General features: G+C 60.5%; 18 protein-coding genes. 9 read left to right on the top strand and 9 right to left on the bottom strand.

Annotated elements, in window-relative coordinates:
- Positions 1-3 precede the first annotated feature (3 nt).
- Genes KUW67_RS07800 through KUW67_RS07790 form a run of 3 tightly spaced genes read left to right on the top strand, consistent with a single transcriptional unit; the run spans position 4 to position 3504 of the window.
- Entirely contained in the window at positions 4-1167 is a 1164-nt protein-coding gene (locus KUW67_RS07800; RefSeq protein ID WP_224824731.1) for an ABC transporter permease, read from the top strand.
- A 2-nt stretch (positions 1168-1169) separates the two neighbouring features.
- Positions 1170-1412 carry a hypothetical protein gene (locus KUW67_RS07795; protein ID WP_224824730.1) on the top strand — a complete coding sequence of 81 codons (243 nt, stop codon included), beginning with the start codon at positions 1170-1172 and terminating at the stop codon, positions 1410-1412.
- A 1-nt stretch (position 1413) separates the two neighbouring features.
- Complete coding sequence (locus KUW67_RS07790; RefSeq protein WP_224824729.1) at positions 1414-3504, top strand: ABC transporter ATP-binding protein; 2091 nt, start codon at positions 1414-1416, stop codon at positions 3502-3504.
- 90 nt (positions 3505-3594) lie between these two features.
- Here the strand turns inward: KUW67_RS07790 and KUW67_RS07785 are convergent, their stop codons facing one another.
- The gene (locus KUW67_RS07785) at positions 3595-4185 is read right to left on the bottom strand and encodes a lytic transglycosylase domain-containing protein (RefSeq protein ID WP_224824728.1); all 591 of its coding nucleotides are present in this window, start codon (positions 4183-4185) and stop codon (positions 3595-3597) included.
- Positions 4186-4335: 150 nt separating this feature from the next.
- Here KUW67_RS07785 and ssb point away from each other — a divergent pair, with 150 nt between their 5' ends.
- Positions 4336-4836, top strand: a complete 501-nt coding sequence (gene ssb / locus KUW67_RS07780; protein ID WP_224824727.1) for a single-stranded DNA-binding protein — start codon at positions 4336-4338, stop codon at positions 4834-4836.
- Positions 4837-4957: 121 nt separating this feature from the next.
- Here ssb and aroB read toward each other — a convergent pair whose 3' ends face one another.
- Both aroB and KUW67_RS07770 read right to left on the bottom strand, forming a co-directional pair.
- Complete coding sequence (aroB, locus tag KUW67_RS07775) at positions 4958-6073, bottom strand: 3-dehydroquinate synthase (protein WP_224824726.1); 1116 nt, start codon at positions 6071-6073, stop codon at positions 4958-4960.
- Positions 6063-6659 (bottom strand): shikimate kinase, encoded by a 597-nt coding sequence (locus tag KUW67_RS07770; RefSeq protein ID WP_224824787.1) that lies wholly within the window; start codon positions 6657-6659, stop codon positions 6063-6065. Before KUW67_RS07770 ends, aroB begins: the two co-directional genes overlap by 11 nt.
- A 107-nt stretch (positions 6660-6766) precedes the next feature.
- Here KUW67_RS07770 and KUW67_RS18345 point away from each other — a divergent pair, with 107 nt between their 5' ends.
- The 3 genes from KUW67_RS18345 to KUW67_RS07760 are packed head-to-tail and all read left to right on the top strand — an operon-like array spanning position 6767 to position 9325.
- Positions 6767-6889, top strand: a complete 123-nt coding sequence (locus KUW67_RS18345) for a hypothetical protein (protein WP_255596766.1) — start codon at positions 6767-6769, stop codon at positions 6887-6889.
- Positions 6879-8402: a hypothetical protein gene (locus KUW67_RS07765; protein ID WP_224824725.1), complete on the top strand. Its 1524-nt coding sequence runs from the start codon at positions 6879-6881 to the stop codon at positions 8400-8402. The genes KUW67_RS18345 and KUW67_RS07765 overlap by 11 nt, the downstream gene beginning before the upstream one ends.
- Entirely contained in the window at positions 8402-9325 is a 924-nt protein-coding gene (locus tag KUW67_RS07760; protein WP_224824724.1) for a site-specific tyrosine recombinase XerD, read from the top strand. The genes KUW67_RS07765 and KUW67_RS07760 overlap by 1 nt, the downstream gene beginning before the upstream one ends.
- 34 nt (positions 9326-9359) lie before the next feature.
- Here KUW67_RS07760 and KUW67_RS07755 read toward each other — a convergent pair whose 3' ends face one another.
- On the bottom strand, positions 9360-10154 hold the full coding sequence (locus KUW67_RS07755; protein WP_224824723.1) for a metallophosphoesterase: 795 nt from the start codon (positions 10152-10154) through the stop codon (positions 9360-9362).
- Between the two features lie 70 nt (positions 10155-10224).
- Here KUW67_RS07755 and KUW67_RS07750 point away from each other — a divergent pair, with 70 nt between their 5' ends.
- A complete protein-coding gene (locus tag KUW67_RS07750; protein ID WP_224824722.1) occupies positions 10225-11532 on the top strand; it encodes an HlyC/CorC family transporter in 1308 nt (435 codons plus the stop codon).
- Between the two features lie 164 nt (positions 11533-11696).
- Here KUW67_RS07750 and KUW67_RS07745 read toward each other — a convergent pair whose 3' ends face one another.
- Positions 11697-13277: a helicase HerA-like domain-containing protein gene (locus tag KUW67_RS07745; protein WP_255596750.1), complete on the bottom strand. Its 1581-nt coding sequence runs from the start codon at positions 13275-13277 to the stop codon at positions 11697-11699.
- Positions 13278-13660: 383 nt separating this feature from the next.
- Between KUW67_RS07745 and KUW67_RS07740 the strand changes: the two genes are divergently transcribed.
- Positions 13661-14341 (top strand): invasion associated locus B family protein, encoded by a 681-nt coding sequence (locus KUW67_RS07740; protein WP_224824720.1) that lies wholly within the window; start codon positions 13661-13663, stop codon positions 14339-14341.
- 36 nt (positions 14342-14377) lie between these two features.
- Here KUW67_RS07740 and KUW67_RS07735 read toward each other — a convergent pair whose 3' ends face one another.
- The 4 genes from KUW67_RS07735 to KUW67_RS07720 are packed head-to-tail and all read right to left on the bottom strand — an operon-like array spanning position 14378 to position 18598.
- Entirely contained in the window at positions 14378-15586 is a 1209-nt protein-coding gene (locus KUW67_RS07735; protein ID WP_224824719.1) for a beta-ketoacyl-[acyl-carrier-protein] synthase family protein, read from the bottom strand.
- Entirely contained in the window at positions 15583-15840 is a 258-nt protein-coding gene (locus tag KUW67_RS07730; RefSeq protein ID WP_224824718.1) for an acyl carrier protein, read from the bottom strand. Before KUW67_RS07730 ends, KUW67_RS07735 begins: the two co-directional genes overlap by 4 nt.
- A gap of 33 nt (positions 15841-15873) precedes the next feature.
- A complete protein-coding gene (gene lpxD / locus KUW67_RS07725; protein WP_224824717.1) occupies positions 15874-16965 on the bottom strand; it encodes a UDP-3-O-(3-hydroxymyristoyl)glucosamine N-acyltransferase in 1092 nt (363 codons plus the stop codon).
- A 25-nt stretch (positions 16966-16990) separates the two neighbouring features.
- On the bottom strand, positions 16991-18598 hold the full coding sequence (locus KUW67_RS07720) for a murein L,D-transpeptidase (RefSeq protein WP_370634930.1): 1608 nt from the start codon (positions 18596-18598) through the stop codon (positions 16991-16993).
- Positions 18599-18663 lie beyond the last annotated feature (65 nt).

The raw sequence follows: 18663 nt of genomic DNA, 5'->3' as shown, positions 1-18663 counted from the left end.
GCAATGGAACCGCTAAGCTGGGGTGAGATTCTCATCCGCATCATCGGTCAGTTCACCCCTGTGTGGATCGCTCTGATCGTCCTGTTCGCCGTCTCGATTGTCTACAAGCGCAAGCTGGGGCTTTACGGCAAACTCTTTGACTCGACCATCGGCATGATCGGCTTCGCGCTGGTGATGTTCTGGGTCTTTACCGCTGTTTTCGGCGCCATGGGGATGATCATCACCCATGACGGATTGCAGCAATTCGCCTCGATGAAAAATAAAGTGCCGGGCACATTCCTCGATGAGGAAGGCGTCTACAATTACTACCTTTTGGGCGGCGACAATCTGGGCCGTGACGTGTTTACCCGTATGGTTAAAGGCAGCTGGGAGGTCGTCAAAATCGCCCCCTTCGCGACGCTGTTTGCCTTCATGGTCGGCATCACGCTGGGGCTTCCGGCAGGCTATTACGGCGGCAAGCTGGACACGTTCCTGTCCTTCCTTGCCAACCTGATCCTCGCCTTCCCGGTGATCCTGCTCTTTTATCTGCTCGTCACGCCCGAAATCGTCGCAACCGGTATCCCGGTCTATATGGCAGGCGTGTTGTTCATCTTCCCGATCGTCTTCATGGTGATCCTGATGAACTCGCGCTTTTACACGCAGCCCTCCAAGCGCAACATCTACCTCGCGGTGACACTGGTGATCGGTACATGGCTCTATCTGGGCATCGCCTGGAACGCTGACCCGCTGGGCATCATCAGCTTCCCGGCAAACCTGCTGGTGGTCTTTGTGTCCGTCGTCTTCGTGAACTCGCCCACGGTCTTCCGCATCGTGCGCGGCCTCGCGATGGACATCAAAACCCGCGACTACGTGGCCGCCGCCCAAACCCGCGGCGAAGGTCCGTGGTATATCATGCTGTGGGAGATCCTGCCCAACGCACGCGGGCCGCTGATCGTCGATTTCTGCCTGCGCATCGGCTACACGACGATCCTTCTGGGCACATTGGGCTTCTTCGGCCTCGGCCTCTCACCCGAGAGCCCGGACTGGGGCAGCACGATCAACGAGGGCCGCAAGCTCCTCTCGATCTACCTGCACCCTGCCCTGCCGCCCGCGTTCGCCCTGCTGACGCTGGTGCTGGGTCTGAACCTGCTGGCCGATGGCTTGCGGGAAGAGAGCTTGAGGGATTGACCATGGCAACATCACTTAATGCGCTCGGTATAGGCACTGCCTTTGTTGCATCAATTTTCTGGTTCTTGAGCGCTAAAGTCTTTCTTCCAAAAGATGCCTTTGTCTCAAAATGGGATGGTGACGGAAGTGCAGAACGAAATTGGGCTGAAAAGAGCAGTCGCTTCAACAGACTAGCCGCACTCTTTTCAGGTGTTTCCGCTTTATCCTTTGCTCTCGGAGCAACGGCAGAAATTCTCGGAGCTTAAAATGGCACAAAAAGAAAAATACGACGGCCCGATCCTTGAGATCGACAAGCTCTCGATCTCGTTCTTCACCCGTCTGCGCGAAATCCCCGCGGTGATGGATTTCTCTTGCACTGTGCGCCCGGGCGAGGCTTTGGGCCTTGTGGGCGAATCCGGCTGCGGCAAATCCACCGTGGCACTGGGTGTCATGCAGGATCTCGGCGTGAACGGCCGTGTCGTCGGTGGCTCCATCAAGTTCAAGGGCCGCGATCTGAACGATATGAGCCAGGAAGAACTGCGCGACATCCGCGGCTCTGAAATCGCGATGATCTATCAGGAACCGATGGCATCGCTGAACCCTGCGATGAAGATCGGACGCCAGCTGATGGAAGTCCCGATGATCCACGAAGGTCTGGGCGAAAAGGAAGCCTATGCGCGCGCCCTTGAGGTCGTGACAGACGTCCGCCTGCCCGACCCCAAGCGCATGCTGGACAGCTACCCGCACCAACTGTCGGGCGGTCAGCAACAGCGCATCGTCATCGCGATGGCGCTGATGGCGAACCCGTCCCTGCTGATCCTAGATGAACCCACAACCGCGCTCGACGTGACCGTGGAAGCTGCCGTGGTCGAGCTGGTCAAGGACCTTGGCAAGAAATACGGCACCTCGATGTTGTTCATCAGTCACAACCTCGGCCTCGTGCTGGAAACCTGTGACCGGCTCTGCGTGATGTATTCCGGTGAAGCGGTCGAACGCGGCTCCATCGCAGATGTCTTCGACGAAATGCAGCACCCCTATACTCAGGCGCTTTTCCGGTCGATTCCGCTGCCCGGCGCCGACAAGAACGCGCGCCCACTGGTCGCGATCCCCGGCAACTTCCCCCTGCCGCATGAGCGGCCACAGGGGTGCAATTTCGGCCCTCGCTGCGATTACTTCGAGGCTGGGCGCTGTGACCAAGGCGACATCCTGATGGAGAACGTGCCCGGTAATGACCGCCACGCGACCCGCTGTCTGCGCTTCAAGGAAATCGACTGGAACGCGCCTATTCAGGCCGCCGAGACCAAGGAGAAGGGCGAGGTCGGCGATGTGGTCCTGAAAATGGACGACCTCAAGAAATACTACGAGGTTTCGGCCAACGCGCTCTTTGGAAGCTCCGGCGAAAAGAAAGTCGTCAAAGCCAACGAGACGCTCAGCTTTGAGGCCCGCGAATCCGAGACGCTCGCCATCGTTGGCGAATCCGGTTGCGGCAAATCCACATTCGCAAAAGTGCTCATGGGGCTGGAAACAGCAACAGAAGGCACAATCATGCTGGACAACAAGTCGATCGGATCGACCCCCATTCAGGAGCGCGACACCAAGACCGTCGCCGATGTGCAGATGGTGTTCCAGAACCCATTCGACACGCTGAACCCCTCCATGACCGTGGGCCGCCAGATCATGCGTGCGCTGGAGCTGTTCGGCATCGGCAACAACGATGATGAACGCCGCGAACGGATGCTCAAACTGCTCGATCTGGTCAAGCTACCCCGCGCTTTCGCCGACCGCATGCCCCGCCAGCTCTCTGGTGGTCAAAAGCAACGCGTCGGCATCGCCCGCGCTTTTGCCGGTGACGCGCGCATCGTGGTGGCGGACGAGCCTGTCTCCGCCCTCGACGTTTCCGTGCAGGCCGCCGTCACCGACCTGCTGATGGAAATCCAGCGCGAGCATAAAACGACGCTGCTCTTCATCTCCCACGATCTTTCCATCGTGCGCTATCTCAGCGACCGCGTGATGGTGATGTATCTGGGCCATGTGGTCGAACTGGGCAGCACCGATCAGGTCTTCGCGCCCCCCTATCACCCCTATACCGAAGCGCTTCTGTCCGCCGTTCCCATAGCTGACACCTCGGTCGAGAAAAAGCACATCGTGCTCGAAGGCGATATCCCCTCGGCCATGAACCCGCCCCCCGGCTGCCCGTTCCAGACGCGCTGCAACTGGAAGTCCAAGGTTGCCGGAGGTCTGTGCGAAAAGGAAGTGCCACCGACCCGCACGCTCGCGGAAGGCCACCAGATCAAATGCCACCTCAGCGACGCCGATCTGGCCAATATGGAGCCGGTCATCAAAATCGCCGCCGAGTAACCGGCTGGATAAAACGAAACAAGGCCGGTCCTCGCGACCGGCCTGCTTTCTTTTGTCTCAAAATACCTAAAAAGACGGCTGCCGCAGGACCTAGCTGCCCAAAATGACGCGCACGTAATTGCGGGTCTCGCGGAAGGGTGGCACACCCCCATGCTTTTTCACCGCCCCAGGCCCCGCATTATATGCTGCCAGCGCCAAGCGCCAGGACCGGAACTCGTCATATTGCTTGCGCAGATAACGCGCGCCGCCTTCCAGGTTCTGACGCGGATCATTTGCGTTCACGCCCAGATAGCGCGCCGTGGCAGGCATCAACTGCGCCAGCCCCATAGCGCCCTTGTGGGATCGCGCGTTCGGGTTCCATGCGCTTTCTTGCTGCACAAGGCGCAAAAACAAATCCTCAGGAACGTTATGTTTGCGCGCCGCTGCTTTAGCCATGTTCAGATACTGGCCGCGATATTTTCCATTATAGCGCGGGCTCGAGAATTTCGACGGCACCATCACGCTTTTTGGCACCAGCTTGATCGAGGCCGCATATTGCGACGCCGCGCGCTTATCCAGCACGCTGGTTTGCGATTTGAACAAGGAGGACCGGTTCTTTGAACTGAAGTTCAATCCTTCGGCAATGGCGCCAACCGGGAAAGAAAAACACACCAAGCTCGTCAGAAGATATACAGGTTTCATCCTGTCTATTGCCTCTCCACCGTCCACGTTACGCGAAATATAGATAAAATCCTGAAATTCGCCAGCGTCAATTCGCACTAACCCATTTTTAACCACGACGCGGTCATGTAGCGTCGCGTGAAACAGCTGCAAGATTCGAGGAGAACCCAAATGGCAGGATCGGTAAACAAGGTCATTCTGATCGGCAATCTCGGGCGCGACCCCGAAGTACGTACCTTCCAGAACGGGGGCAAGGTCTGCAATCTGCGCATTGCAACTTCTGAGACCTGGAAAGACCGCAATAGCGGCGAGCGTAAAGAGCGCACCGAATGGCATTCAGTTGCGATCTTTAATGAAAACCTCGCCCGTCTGGCCGAGCAATATTTGCGCAAAGGCTCCAAGGTCTATCTCGAAGGCAAGCTGGAGACCCGCAAATGGCAGGACCAATCCGGTCAGGACCGCTATTCAACCGAGGTCGTCTTGCGCCCCTACGCAGGCGAGATGACCTTCCTTGACGGGCGCGATGGCGGCCAGGGCGGCGGCGGCGGTGGCTATGTCAGCGACCAGTCCGGCGGCGGTTATGGCGGCGGCGGCGGCAATCAGGGCGGTGGTTACGGCGGCGGTGGCGGTGCACCCGCTGGCGGCGATATCGACGACGAAATCCCGTTCTGAGGACGGCAGCCGTCAGGCATGCCTGCGGCGCGGATATTTGGAAAAAGCGAAAGCGGCTTCCCAATACTATCGGAAAAGCGAAAGGCAGGGCCCGGGCTCTGCCTTTTATCGTTTTTGCGCGTTATCGTTGCGCGAGTGCGTCGCTGAGCAAGGTCTTGACGGTCTGCGGGTCCACTTCGGAGGTGATGAAGGCCTCCCCGATCCCGCGGGCCAGAATAAATGTCAGCTGACCATCTACGACTTTCTTGTCCTGGCCCATCAGCGCCAGCAGCCCTTCGGCGTCTGGCAGATCGCCCTCGATATCCTTCAGATCCACCTTCATCCCCATCGCGCTCAAATGGGCGCGTACCCGGCTTGGGTCTTCTTGCGAACACAGCCCCATCCGCGAGGACAACTCAAACGCCAGCGCGCAGCCAATGGCGACCCCTTCGCCGTGCAGCAAACGGTCGCCGTAGCCCGTCGCCGCCTCTAACGCGTGGCAAAACGTATGGCCAAGGTTCAGCAGCGCCCGGTCGCCCTGCTCTGTCTCGTCGCGCAACACGATCTCGGCCTTCATCTGGACCGAGCGTTTGACGGCCGCGATCCGCGCGCCCATATCTCCTGCCGCCAGCGCTGGCCCCTGCGCCTCCAACCAATCGAAAAACGCCGCGTCCCCCAGCAGCCCGTATTTCACGACCTCGCCATAGCCTGCCAGAAAATCGCGCGGCGTCAGCGTGCCCAGAAGCCCCGTATCCGCAAGCACCAAAGACGGCTGGTGAAACGCCCCGATCAGGTTCTTGCCCTGCGGCGCGTTGATCCCGGTCTTGCCCCCGACCGAGCTGTCGACCTGCGCCAGCAGCGATGTGGGGATTTGCACAAACCGCACACCGCGTCGCAACACAGCCGCCGCAAACCCCACCAGATCCCCGATCACACCGCCGCCAAAGGCCACGACCACATCGTTGCGCTCGACCTTTTCGGCCAAAAGCCACTCGACGCAGCGCTCAAACTGAGGCCAGCCCTTAGTGCTTTCCCCAGGCGGCAGCGCCAGCGCGACCATTTCGATACCTTCCGCTGCCAAGCCCGCTTGCAACGCCTCCAGATGCAAGGCCCCCACGGTCTGATCCGTTACAACCGCCACACGCTTGCGGCGCAGCAAAGGCGCAATATAGGCGCCCGCCTCTGCCAAAAGCCCGGCGCCTATGTGAATGTCATAGGCGCGCCCCTCCAGCGGCACATGAACGGTCTCAAGAGCCATTTGTCATCTCCAAAACATCGGGGCGGTCTTTCAAGGCAATCAGCACTGCATCGGTCATGTCGTCGATGGAATAGCGCGCCTCGGCCTGCACGGTCAGATCGGCCTGCGCGTAAAGCGGCACGCGCGCCTCGTAAAGCCCGCGCAAGGTCTCACGAGGATCAGCCGTGCGCAGCAAAGGCCGCGTATCCTTGTGCTTGACCCGCGACCACAGCAACGCCAGATCCGCCTTCAGCCAGACCGATACGCCAATCTCGGAAATCATCTCGCGGTTGGCCTGCGCCAGAAACGCACCGCCCCCGGTCGACAGCACGCCCCGCTCCTCGCGCAAAAGCCGCTCGATCACCTCGGCTTCGCGGGCGCGAAAGAACGCCTCGCCATCGCGCTCGAAAATCTCGGCAATAGACATGTTGGCCGCGGCTACGATCTGCTCGTCACTATCCAGAAACGGCACGCCCAAGCGCGCCGCCAAGGCGCGCCCCACGGCGGTTTTGCCAGCGCCCATCATGCCGACCATGACAATGGTCTTTTTCACGATGTAGCCCATATCGGCGCGCCCCCGCTTAGTCCTTGCACTTTCTCCCTGAATGACGTGAACTTGAACGAAAGGCCATATATAAAAACGGCCAGACAAAAGACGTTGGCAGGACGACCGAAAAGAGGCGCAGAATGATCAGGGTGTTCAAGCTATTATTCATGCTTGTTCTATTGGCAGGTATTGGATTGATCGGCTTTGCCTATATCGGGCCGATCCTGGGGGCGGACTTTGCACCGACAAAAACCGAAATCCGTGAACCGGTCACGTTGGATGTGGACTAAGGGACTAACGCTCGCCTTTGGCCTGACGGCCTGCGCCGCTGCGGCTCAGGATGGTCCGCTTTCGGCAATTGACTGGCTTTCAGACAGTATCAGCACGCCCGTGGTCCAGCCCGTCCCGACCGGAGAGCCGCCCGTCACCGACAGCGCTGCTGTGGGCGAGATCACGGTAACACCTCTGGATGATCCCGATGCGGTCGCCGTTGGCTTGCTGCCCCAATCGGTGACCGGGCTGCCTGCCGATCTCTGGGGCAGTTCGGACGCGATGACACTCGCCAATCTGATCCTAGCCAATCACAAGGTTGAAACGCCTGCCATGCAAAGCCTGTTGGAAACGCTGGTGCTGGCTGAGCTGAACCCGCCTTTGGGCAGCGACCCTGATGGGCTGCTGCTGCGCGCACGCGTCGACACCCTGCTTGATACGGGCCGGGTGGCCCAAGCCTTGGCCCTTGTGGAACGCGCTGGCCCCGACAGCCCCGCTCTTGTGCAGCGCTGGCTGGATGCTGCCCTGCTCACCGGCGCTGAAACCCGCGTCTGTGCTGCCTTGTCTGAGAACAACGCGATCACGCTCACCCTGCCCTCGCGCATCTTCTGCCTTGCGCGCGGTGGCGACTGGAATGCAGCCGCGCTGACCCTTGGCACCGCCCGCGCGCTGGGCCAGATCGACGAAGGCACCGAAGCGCTCCTGTCGCGCTTTCTCGATCCCGAGCTTTATGAAGGCGAACCCATCGCCGCCCCCGACCGCATCACGCCCCTGACCTTCCGCATGTTCGAAGCGATCGGAGAGCCCTTGCCCACCGCCACGCTTCCGCGCGCCTTCGCCGTCGCCGATCTGGAGCAGCGCAATGGCTGGAAAGCCCAATTGGACGCGGTCGAGCGCCTGGCGCGAACCGGGGCTGTCGATCCCAATCAGATGATCGGCATCTATACCCAGCGTCTGCCCTCGGCCTCTGGCGGTGTCTGGGACCGGGTCGAGGCCATTCAGGTGCTGGAAACTGCGCTCGAAGCGCGCGATCCCGGTGCGGTCAGCAAAGCGCTGCTGCCTGCCTGGCGCGCCATGCAGGCCAGTGGGACAGAGGCGATTTTCGCGCAGATTTTCGCAGACCGTCTTGCTGCATTGCCCTTGGATGGCCCTGAGGCCGAAATTGCATTGAAGCTTGCCGCCCTCTCGGACAGCTATGAGACGCTTGTGCCCAAGCTGGGCAAGCCCACGCGGGACGCAGCCCTGATCGCGCTCGCCCGCGGCACGACAATCGCCTCCCCCCGCGGCGCGGTGCAAAACGCCCTGTCGAACGGGTTTGACGGGGCGGCTGCGCCCGCTGAGCTGGCCCAGCTGGTCAGTCAAAACCAAATCGGTGAGGCCGTCTTGCGCGCGATCACCCGTTTTGAGGCCGGCATGCAAGGCGATCCGTCGCAACTAACCGACGCGCTACGGCTCTTCCGGCAAGTCGGTCTGGAAGACGTGGCCCGCCGCGCGGCCCTGCAAGCGCTTGTTCTGGGGCGCAGCACCGGATGATGGCCACCCGCATCCAGGCCTTTCTGGAGGCTCAGGCGGCCGAGCTTGACGCCGCCACGAATACGCAATTGGCCTATGGGCGTGACTTGAAGGATTTCGCGGATTGGCTCGAAGGACGGAAAACCGATTTCGAAACCGCCACGCGCGAGGATGTCGAGAAATACCTGATCCATTGCGACGCCCAGGGCCTCGCCAAATCGACCCGCGCAAGGCGTCTCTCGGCCATAAAGCAACTGTATCGTTTCGCGTTTGAAGAAGGCTGGCGCGCCGATAATCCGGCCATTCAAGTCAAAGGGCCGGGCCGCGACAAGCACCTGCCCAAGACGCTTGATGTGATGGAGGTGGACCGTCTGTTGACCGCAGCGCGCGAGACAGGGCGCTCTGATAGCGACCGGCTGCGCAACACCTGCCTGATGGAGCTGCTCTATGCCACCGGCATGCGCGTGAGCGAACTGGTCTCCTTGCCCGTGTCCGCCGCCCGTGGCGATCCGCGCATGCTGCTGATCATGGGCAAGGGCGGCAAGGAACGCATGGTCCCCCTCTCACCGCCCGCGCGCGATGCGCTTGCGGTCTGGCTCGCTGATCGCGACGACGCCGAGGATGCCGCCCGCGAGAAAGGCCTGCCAGCGTCGCGCTATCTCTTTCCGACCCGCGCCAAGGCGGGCCACCTGACCCGGCATCGGTTCTACGCTCTGATCAAAGAGCTTGCGGTCGCAGGCGGCGTCAGCCCCGAGAAAGTGACCCCCCATACCTTGCGCCACGCCTTTGCCACGCATTTGTTGGCCAATGGGGCCGATCTGCGCTCTATCCAGACGCTGCTGGGCCATGCGGATGTCGCCACAACCGAGATCTACACCCATGTGCTGGATGAGCGCCTGCGCGAGTTGGTTCTTGAAAATCATCCGCTGGCGAAAGACGGCTAAGCGCGGGATTTCAGGTATTTAGAGACAAAAGAAGTCAGTGGCGGAGCGTTTCCGTCAACACGTCCTCGCTTGGCCAAACGCCCGTTGTGAGCGCTGCATGATACCCTTGACGCAAACCTGCGGCCTCCATCGACGCACGGGCCTCGGCGGCGGGGTAGTCGAGCTTGTGCAGCCGCACGCCATCCGCGCTCAACACCGCATATTCCGTGGCCGTGCTCCGGTCATGCGGCGGCATCCCGATCACCCCTGCATTCGCCCAAAGGCAGCCGCCCAAATCACGCGTAAACGCGATGCCGCTATGGCCCGCCACGATCATGTCCACGGGGCCCGTCAAAGCCTCAAGTGCCGCGCGTTCCTCGGCAAAGACCTTTGCTGGGCTCACCGACCAGATGAACCTCGCGATATCCGTGACGCCGCCATGGATCACCGCCACCCGGCGGCCCGCATGAGCAAAAACCGCAATATCCGGGCAGCCCGCCATCGCCGCGCGCTGGACGTCTGTCACGCGCGCATCCGCATACGGATACCACCCGCGCGACAGCAAATCGCAGGTCGTACCCCCTTCGAAGCCGCAGCCGCAATCGGGCGCGCGCGTGGCCAATTGTTGCTCGCAATTGCCTGCCACCACGCAGCCCGTCTGCCTCGCGACCAGATCCCAGGTCGCCACCGGGTCCGCGCAATAGGCGACCACATCGCCCGTGCAAATCCGGTTGCCGCGCGGGATATCTCCGCACGCCGTAAAAAGCGCCTCTGCCGCCTGCAAATTCGAATACGGCCCCCCGAACAGAAGCACATCCCCCGACAATTCGCCCAGATCGCGGATCACCATCCCTTGCTCTTTCCTGCAATGCACACCAATTTGCAGCTATCGCATTCAACTTCGGACAATCACAGCCCTTATGGACACTGTTTCACCTCTTCTTGATAGCGCCTTCTGGATCACCGCAGGCGCCATTATGGTTCTCTTGATCCTTTCGGGGTTCTTCTCCGGCTCGGAAACCGCGCTCACCGCCGCCTCGCGCGGCAAGCTGCGCAGCCAGGCCGACAAGGGCAGCGCGGGCGCAGAGAAGGCGCTCAAGATCACCGAGGATAATGAGCGGCTGATCGGGTCGGTCCTTTTGGGCAACAACCTTGTGAATATCCTCGCCGCCTCGCTCGCCACAGCGCTGTTCACCCGCGCGTTTGGCGAAAGTGGTGTGGCGCTGGCCACCCTTGTGATGACGCTTCTGGTCCTCGTTTTTGCGGAAGTGCTGCCCAAAACCTACGCGATAACCAATGCCGAACGCGCCGCGTCTCTGGTCGCCCCTGTGATTGGCGTCGTCATCATGGTCTTCGCCCCGATCGTATCCGCCGTGCGCGCCTTCGTACGCGTCGTGCTGCGCCTTTTCGGCGTGCAGACCGACCCCGACAGCCACATCCTTGCAGTCCGCGAGGAAATCGCAGGCGCGCTTCAATTGGGCCATTCCGAAGGCGTGGTCGAGAAAGAAGACCGCGACCGCATCCTGGGTGCGTTGGATCTGGGAGACCGCGTGGTCGAAGAGATCATGCTCCACCGCTCTGGCATCGAGATGATCAACGCCGCGGATGATCCCGAAACGATCCTGTCGCAATGTCTGCAAAGCGCCCATACCCGCCTGCCCGTCTACGACGGCGAGCCGGAAAACATCGTCGGCGTCATTCACGCCAAAGACCTGCTGCGCGGCATGGATAAGGTGATGCGCGGCCCCAACGCGTCGGAGAAAGCGCTGGCCTCGTTTGAAATCCGCGACGTCGCCATGCCGCCCTATTTCGTGCCGGAAACCACCACGCTGGACGATCAGATGCGCGAGTTTCTACGCCGTCGCACACACTTTGCACTGGTCGTGGATGAATACGGTGCACTGCAGGGCCTGATCACGCTGGAGGATATTCTGGAAGAAATCGTCGGAGAAATTGCCGATGAATTCGACACCGAAGACGAACAGGACGTGCAGCGGGACGGTGACGGAAACTTCGTGATTGATGGCGGTATGACAATCCGCGATTTCAACCGCGCCACCGATTACACATTGCCCGACGAGGAAGCCAACACGGTTGCCGGTTTGGTGATCCACGAGGCGCAGATGATCCCCACCACCGGACAGTGCTTCAGCTTCCACGGCTTCCGCTTCGAGGTCGCAGGCCGCGAAGCAAACCGTCTGACCGAGCTGAAAATCCGCAAGCTTTGACGAAATTACGCCCGGATCAACCATCTGACCCGGGCGCATCAACCTTAATATTTCATTTATTTACAGTGCGTTACGACGCCTCAAGTATTATGTTAAGTCGCGCGAAAAAAGGTCCAATGATATCAAGGACCGCCTCTCGAAAACCAGGTTTCGCATGCGAAACCTCAGCGTCCTTTGAACAGCCCCCCAAGGATACCGCGCACGATCCGCCGACCCGTGGTTCCCTTGAGTTCCTTCAAGACAACCTTGCCAATCTCGGCCCCAATCGACGGCGCTTTACGCTGCGGTCGCGCGGTTGAGCGCCCCACACGGGCCCCCGAATAGCGCCGCCCCGCCGAATATTCCTGCAAGGTCGCACTCAGGTCTTCTTCCTTCGCCTCGGCCTCTTCGGCAGCCTTCGCAGCCGCCTCTGCCCGCTTGCCCAGCATCTCGAAGGCCGATGCGCGATCGACTGCAACATCGTATTTCCCCGACATCGGCGACGCCGCAAGGATCGCCTTGCGTGCGCCTGCATCCAGCGGCCCCAATTGCGAGGATGGCGGGCGGATCAGCGTGCGCTCCACCACGCCGGGCATCCCTTTCTTGATCAGCATCGAGGTCACGGCCTCCCCGACCCCCACTTCGCGGATCGCGTCTTCGGTCGAAAAGCGCGGGTTCTCTCGATAGGTCTCGGCCGCTTGCCGTAATGCTTTGCGGTCCCGCGCTGTGAAGGCCCGCAACGCGTGCTGCACCCGATTGCCGAGCTGGCCCAGAATATCCTCGGGAATGTCATCCGGGTTCTGCGTGATAAAGTAGACGCCCACCCCTTTGGAGCGGATCAGCCGCGCGACCTGCTCCACCTTGTCGACCAGCGCTTTGGGCGCATCATCAAAGAGCAGATGCGCTTCGTCAAAGAAAAAGACCAGCTTGGGCTTGTCGGGGTCGCCCACCTCGGGCAGTTCCTCGAACAGCTCCGACAGCAGCCACAAAAGCGCCGTCGCATAAAGCCTTGGCGCGCCCATTAGTTTGTCGGCGGCCAGAATATTGATCCGGCCCCGCCCGTCAGGCTCAACCGCCATGATATCAGCCAAATCAAGCGCGGGTTCCCCAAAGAACTTCGCACCGCCCTGGTTCTCGATCACCAGCAAACGCCGCTGGATCGCGCCAATCGACGCTTTCGAGATATTGCCGTATCGCAGCGAAACCTCGCCGGAGTTCTGCCCCAACCAGACCAGCAGCGCCTGCAGGTCCTTGAGATCAAGCAGTGGCAAACCCTGCTCGTCCGACACTCGAAACGCGATGTTCAGCACACCTTCCTGCGCCTCTGTCAGCTCCAGTAAGCGGCTCAGCAGAAGCGGTCCCATCTCGGCCACGGTGGTGCGTACCGGGTGGCCTGCCTCTCCGAAGAGATCCCAGAAGGTGACCGGAAACGCGTCATAGCTGTAGTCACTGAACCCGATGGTCTCTGCCCGGCTGGTGAACGCCTCGTGCAGCTTAAAGTCAGCGGTGCCGGACGCCGCCAGCCCCGACAGGTCGCCTTTCACATCCGACAGGAACACCGGCACACCTTGGGCCGAAAAGCTCTCGGCCAGGATTTGCAGCGTGACGGTCTTGCCGGTGCCCGTCGCCCCTGCGATCAGGCCATGGCGGTTGGCGTATTTCAGAAGCAACTCCTGTGGCACGCCGTAACCTTCGCCACCGCCGCCGATAAAGATCGTCTCACTCACTGGGGTCCCTCCCGAACATATTTTCTTGTGAAAATACATTCTTAACCTCCGCATGCCAGAGTAAACCTGTTCGCTGGCCCTGATGTCCTCGGGTGCGGGCGGACTTCCTCCCTGTCAGACTGGCCGCGCTGTTTTTCAGCGTGGCCCTTTTTTTTGCCGATGCAGCGCGCGGTTTTCCGCCTAAATATCCGGTTGACGGGTGCGACAGGACGCCGTAGCCTCCTTGTAATAATTAAGTCGGCCAGTCCGACAGGGAGCACTCATGAAAAGGATCAGCACTTGCTGGTCCTTTTTTCTTTGAGCCGGGTTTATTCGCTGCGAAACCCGTCAAAACATCGCAAAACACCGCGCTTTTGTGACCTGACATCAGTCTCGGGCCATGGTATCTGCCCCCAACATGTAACCACCTTTGGAGACATACGTTGTCTAAAATCACGACCCTCCCGCTGATCGCTCTTCTGGCTTTGTCCGGCCCTGCCTTTGCGCAAGAGGCCACGACCGACACCACCACCGAAGAGGCCACCCCTCCTGCGGAGGACAGCGCAGACGCCCCTGCTGCGGAAGAGGCTCCGACAGACGCTCCGGAGACGGACGGTCTGTCTCTTGGCCAAGAAGTCACCGAAGGCCCCCAGCCCGGCGACACCTACACCCGGTCAGAGCATGGCGATTGGGAGATTCGCTGCGTGAAGATGCAAGAAGGTGAGAACGATCCCTGCCAGCTTTACCAACTGCTGGAAGATGGCCAAGGCAACTCCGTGGCCGAGGTGAACCTCTTTGGTCTGGAAGGTGGTGGCGAGGTTGTGGCGGGCGCCAATATCGTGACCCCGTTGGAGACCCTCCTGACCGAGCAGATGACCCTGCGCATCGACGGCTCGAACCCGCGCCGCTATCCCTTCACCTTCTGCGCACCGATTGGCTGTGTGTCGCGCATCGGGCTGACCGAAACCGATGTCAGCGCTTTCAAGCGCGGCAATGAAGCGGTGGTCAGCATCGTGCCTCTGGGCGCGCCGGACCAGCGGGTCAATCTGAGCATGTCGCTGACAGGTTTCACTGATGGCTACGACACCATCGTGAGCATTGGCGGCACAGTATCTGCTGAATGATATCAAAGACTTGGCGCGCGCTTTTAAAGCGCGCGCCTAGACCTTTCCAAGCGCCAGAACGGCGTTCAGGCCACCAAAGGCAAACGCATTAGAGACGACCACGTCGACCTTTGCATCGCGGGCTTCATTGGGCACCACATCCAAAGCACATTCCGGGTCAGGCTCGTCATATCCAATGGTGGGCGCGATCACCCCGTCGCGCAGCGCCATGACACAGGCCAGCAGTTCGACCGCGCCCGTGCCACCAATCAGATGCCCATGCATCGACTTGGTGGACGAGATCATCAGATTGTCCGCATGCGCCCCGAACACATCCGCCACCGCCGCGCATTCGGTCTTGTCATTGGCCGCCGTCCCGGTGCCATGAGCGTTGATATAGCCGACCCGCTCTTTCGCGATCTGGCCGTCCTTCAACGCGCCCTCAATGGCCCGCGCGGCCCCTTGTTTGGAGGGCATCACGATGTCGGACGCGTCGGAGGTCATGGCAAAGCCGATTACCTCGGCCAGAATGTCTGCGCCGCGGGCGCGTGCGTGCTCGTATTCCTCGAACACGAACACCGCCGCGCCCTCGCCCTGCACCATGCCATTGCGATTGGCCGAGAACGGGCGGCAGACGTCTTTCGACATCACCCGCAGCCCTTCCCACGCTTTCACACCGCCAAAGCACAGCATCGATTCCGACCCGCCGGTGACCATGACATCGCCCATGCCAGAACGGATCATCATATAGGCCTGCCCCATCGCGTGGTTTGAAGACGCGCAGGCCGTGGCCACGGTGAAGGACGGGCCTTTGAGGTTATATTCCATCGAGACATGGCTTGCCGCAGCGTTGTTCATCAACTTTGGCACCACAAACGGATGCACGCGGTTTTTGCCGTCCTCATAGACCGAGCGGTAATTATCATCCCATGTGTTCACCCCGCCCCCGGCGGTGCCAAGAATGACGCCCGCGCGGGCCGAAAGCTCGCCCGCAAAGGTCAGGCCGGATTGGCTTAAAGCCTCTTTCGCGGCGAGAAGCGTGAATTGGGTGAAGCGGTCATACAGAACGATTTGCTGGCGGTTGAAATGCGTGTGCTCATCATAGCCGTGCACCTGCCCGCCGATCTGGACGCCCAGACGGTCCACATCGCGGATTTCCAACGGGCCAATTCCGCACACACCTTCGCGCATCGCGGTCAGGGTCTGCGACACATTATGTCCGAGCGCATTGATTGTGCCTGCGCCGGTAATAACAACGCGTTTCACGACTGCTCTGCCACCAGCTTTTCGACCGCTTTCACGATGCTGTCGACGGACGAGATATCGAACTCGCTTTCGGAAGGGTCATTGGCGTTGAACGGGACCGAGATATCAAAGGCCTCTTCAATGGCGAAAATGCTTTCCACCAGACCCATACTGTCGACACCAAGACTGTCCAGCGTGCTGTCCGGCGTCACGTCCTCGACGTCGAGAACGGCCTGCTCGGCGATGATTTGAATGACGGTGTCTTTGACGCTCATCTTTTCGGCCCTCATCGTGACGTTGCCGATGATTTAGTCCCTCTGATCGCGGTTTAAAACAGCTTTCTTCAGGTCAGCCACATCTCGGAAAAGCCGGGGCAGACGACGCAGGCCCTTATAAGCCTCGACATGGGTGTCCATCTTCATCGCCGGGTAGCCCAGCAAAACACGCCCCTTGGGCGCATTGGTGAAAATCTTGGTCGCCCCGCCAGCGATCACATCGTCGCCCACAAAGATATTGTCGTTCACCCCGCATTGGCCGGCCATGACAACACGGTCCCCGATACGCGCGGAGCCTGCGATGCCCACTTGTCCACAGATCAGGCAATCGCAGCCAATCTGGACGTTATGGCCAATATGCACGAGGTTATCGAGCTTTGTGCCATTGCCAATCGAGGTGTCGCGGATTGTGCCACGGTCGATGGCGACATTCGCGCCAAGCTCCACATCATCACCGATCTGCACCGACCCGAGAGAGTGAATGCGCGTCCAGCTTTGGGCTTTCGCATCGCCTTGATCGCCAAGAGTTTCGCGCACGGCCTCAACCCCGGATTTTTCAGGCGTGACGAAAGAAAAGCCATCGCTTCCGACCACAGCTCCGGGCTGGGCAATGAAGCGATCACCGACGCGCACCCGCGCGCCGATGCGTACCCCCTGACAGAGCAGCGCATCCACGCCAATCACGGCCCCTTCTGCGATGCTGACATGAGAGGCGATCCGTGCGTTTGCGCCGATCTGCGCGCCCCGCCCGATCACCACGAATGGCCCGATGGCGGCCCCTGCACCGATCTGGGCCTCCGGGTGGATCACCGCAGTGGCATGCACGCCTGGCTCGATCTCGGGACCAGGATCCATCAGCGCGGTCAGGCCGCTCATCGCGTAGCGCGGGCGCGGCACGAAAATCGCGGCCTCCAGCCCCAACGCTTCCCAATCAGCCCCGTCCCACAGGATCGCGGCACGGGCTTGGCCTTGCGCCAGACCCTCGCCGTATTTGGGATCCATCGCAAGAGCCAGCTCGCGCGGGCCAGCGGCGGCGGGTTCGGACGCCGCGTCGATCAAAAGATCAACGGCGCCAAAGGCTTGAGCCCCGAGCGCCGTTGCAATGTCTTGAACTGAATAGGCCATGCACCCTCCGCGTGTTGCGGCAGGATTACCCCTGAACAGCGCGCAATGCCACCCCCTCGCGGGCCAAAGCATTCCAGATCTTGGCGTCACGCCCATAGATGTCGCGACGGAACTGGGTGTGGCCTTTGGCGGTGGTGAAAGCCGTGCGGTAAATGATGTGCACCGGCACCGGCTTTTTGAGGTTCACATAGCTTTCCTGCCCTGTGGCCAGCTTGCCCTGAAAGAACGCTTCGGGGTTGGAAACCTCCTTAGCGAGCAGCGCATAGGCAAAATCAAACGGGTCGTTCAGGCGGATACACCCGTGGCTATAAGCGCGGACTTCGCGGCTGAAGAGGTTCTTTGCGGGCGTGTCATGCAGGTAGATGTTGTACTTGTTCGGGAACATGAACTTCACCAGACCAAGCGCGTTACCGCGGCTGGGGGGCTGGCGCATGTTATAAGGAAAGCTGCGCGCCGTATAACTGGCGAAATTGACATTCGCGCGGTTCACCCTGCGGCCCTTGCTGTCGGTGATCTCAAGATGGCTGACGGCGTTACGGTTCTTGCGCAGCATCGGCAGGTATTCCTTGGTCGCGATGGAGCGCGGGACATACCAGCTTGGGTTGATGACCATGAACTCCATCACATCGGAAAACTCAGGGCTGCGACGCTCGCTGTCATTCTTACCGATCACCGAGCGTGTCTCGAACGTGACCTTGCCGTTATCGACGATCTTGGCGGTGAAGTCCGTGAGATTGACCAGAACGTGGCGCTTGCCGCGCTCGCGGTTGACCCAACGCTCGCGCTCCATCGCGACCATGATCGCTTGCAGGCGTGTCTCAAGCGGTTTGTTAACCTCGGCGATGGTGCCCGGGCCTGCGACGCCGTCAGGGGTCAGCCCGTGGGCCAGCTGGAACTGCTGGACGGCTTTCTGAAGCTCGGCGTCATAGGATTGCGAGGCGCTGCGCTTGGCAAAACCCAGCACTTGCAGCCTGTCGCGCAACTGCACGACCGCGCCGCCGCTTTCACCGGGTTTGAGCGCTTTGACCTGCACTTTGGGGCCATAACCGCCACGGGCAAGCTGCTTTTCCATGTCCATCTTGACCTTCATCAGACGCACATATTCGGGCGTCTGGGGTTGCAGCTTCTTGAGCCATGCAGCCGGGGTCGAGCGGGAGAACGTGTCAATCAGCGCGAGGCGGTCACGATAGGGAACTTGCCGAACGATGCCTCTGTCCACTTGCGAGGGCACAAGAACGCCCGTCTGGATGTCGCGGGAATATGCGAGGAAGGCTTTCGACAGCGCCACCTCTACCAGACCGCGGTCACGGGCTGACTTGGCCGCTTTCATCTGTGCTTTGAGAGCATTCGGGTCATACTGGCCCATCGGCAGACCATGGGCAGGTGCCTGATCGAGCGCTTTGAAGAAGGCAGTACGGCGCTTGCGGTCTTTATTCCCTTTGCCCGTCCAGATCGGCTGATAATCGCGCGATTTGTAGAATTTGGCGAGCGCATCATCGCGCGCGGCGGCTTCTGCCACGGCTTGCTTGAACGCGGTAACCTGCGCAAAAGCGGGCTGCGGCGCAGTAAAAAGCGCGACCAATCCCATCATCAGGATCGCGAAAAACGTGGATCTACGTGTCAGAACGGCCATCTTACACCTCGAAAATGCCTGCATTTTTATCAAATCAGCTCAGACAGTCTCGCATCAGCCACAGC

The sequence above is a fragment of the Cognatishimia sp. MH4019 genome (assembly GCF_020177595.1).
GTDB lineage: Bacteria > Pseudomonadota > Alphaproteobacteria > Rhodobacterales > Rhodobacteraceae > JAHTBL01.
This window is presented reverse-complemented; position numbering and strand designations above follow the sequence as displayed.

Bases quoted from the DNA above. Each gene is read 5' to 3' on its own strand.
- KUW67_RS07800 (WP_224824731.1), top strand. From the start codon at position 4: ATGGAACCGCTAAGCTGGGGTGAGATTCTCATCCGCATCATCGGTCAG.
- KUW67_RS07795 (WP_224824730.1), top strand. From the start codon at position 1,170: ATGGCAACATCACTTAATGCGCTCGGTATAGGCACTGCCTTTGTTGCA.
- KUW67_RS07790 (WP_224824729.1), top strand. From the start codon at position 1,414: ATGGCACAAAAAGAAAAATACGACGGCCCGATCCTTGAGATCGACAAG.
- KUW67_RS07785 (WP_224824728.1), bottom strand. From the start codon at position 4,185: ATGAAACCTGTATATCTTCTGACGAGCTTGGTGTGTTTTTCTTTCCCG.
- ssb (WP_224824727.1), top strand. From the start codon at position 4,336: ATGGCAGGATCGGTAAACAAGGTCATTCTGATCGGCAATCTCGGGCGC.
- aroB (WP_224824726.1), bottom strand. From the start codon at position 6,073: ATGGCTCTTGAGACCGTTCATGTGCCGCTGGAGGGGCGCGCCTATGAC.
- KUW67_RS18345 (WP_255596766.1), top strand. From the start codon at position 6,767: ATGCTTGTTCTATTGGCAGGTATTGGATTGATCGGCTTTGCCTATATC.
- KUW67_RS07765 (WP_224824725.1), top strand. From the start codon at position 6,879: ATGTGGACTAAGGGACTAACGCTCGCCTTTGGCCTGACGGCCTGCGCC.
- KUW67_RS07760 (WP_224824724.1), top strand. From the start codon at position 8,402: ATGGCCACCCGCATCCAGGCCTTTCTGGAGGCTCAGGCGGCCGAGCTT.
- KUW67_RS07755 (WP_224824723.1), bottom strand. From the start codon at position 10,154: ATGGTGATCCGCGATCTGGGCGAATTGTCGGGGGATGTGCTTCTGTTC.
- KUW67_RS07750 (WP_224824722.1), top strand. From the start codon at position 10,225: ATGGACACTGTTTCACCTCTTCTTGATAGCGCCTTCTGGATCACCGCA.
- KUW67_RS07745 (WP_255596750.1), bottom strand. From the start codon at position 13,277: ATGTATTTTCACAAGAAAATATGTTCGGGAGGGACCCCAGTGAGTGAG.
- KUW67_RS07730 (WP_224824718.1), bottom strand. From the start codon at position 15,840: ATGAGCGTCAAAGACACCGTCATTCAAATCATCGCCGAGCAGGCCGTT.
- lpxD (WP_224824717.1), bottom strand. From the start codon at position 16,965: ATGGCCTATTCAGTTCAAGACATTGCAACGGCGCTCGGGGCTCAAGCC.
- KUW67_RS07720 (WP_370634930.1), bottom strand. From the start codon at position 18,598: ATGGCCGTTCTGACACGTAGATCCACGTTTTTCGCGATCCTGATGATG.